This is a genomic window from Vibrio sp. 10N.286.48.F5, from assembly GCF_041469785.1.
Classification (GTDB): domain Bacteria; phylum Pseudomonadota; class Gammaproteobacteria; order Enterobacterales; family Vibrionaceae; genus Vibrio; species Vibrio crassostreae_C.
Genome location: NZ_JBFRLG010000023.1, coordinates 1 through 336, shown reverse-complemented (window position 1 = coordinate 336; position 336 = coordinate 1). Strand labels below are relative to the sequence as shown.

1 protein-coding gene is annotated in these 336 nt (G+C 40.2%); it reads left to right on the top strand.

What is annotated here, in order from left to right; genetic code table 11:
* Positions 1 to 61: 61 nt before the first annotated feature.
* On the top strand, positions 62 to 336 hold a 275-nt coding region (locus tag AB4185_RS14415; RefSeq protein WP_372135591.1), incomplete at its 3' end, for a transposase.

Sequence of the window (336 nt, the reverse complement as noted above, 5' to 3'; positions counted from 1 at the left end):
ATACCAATTAAAGTAAAAATGTGATCTAATTAAGATTGATGAATTATTGTGAAATTTAGCCATGGATAGCCTTAATAACACTGACTTCAAAAAGCTTGCGAGCCAGCAAAAAACCATTCAGATGAAGATGCGTTTACTTGCGCTCGCACACTTTAAAGACGGCCTCTCTCGTACACAAATTGCAAAATCTCTCAAAGTCAGTCGAACCAGTGTCAATAAATGGGTTCGGATTTTTTTTGAAGAAGGCCTAGAAGGACTTCAAGAAAAACCTCGGACTGGTAGGCCTGCATACCTCACCGATGAGCAGCGGGCTCAACTCAGTGCCTTCATAAAAAA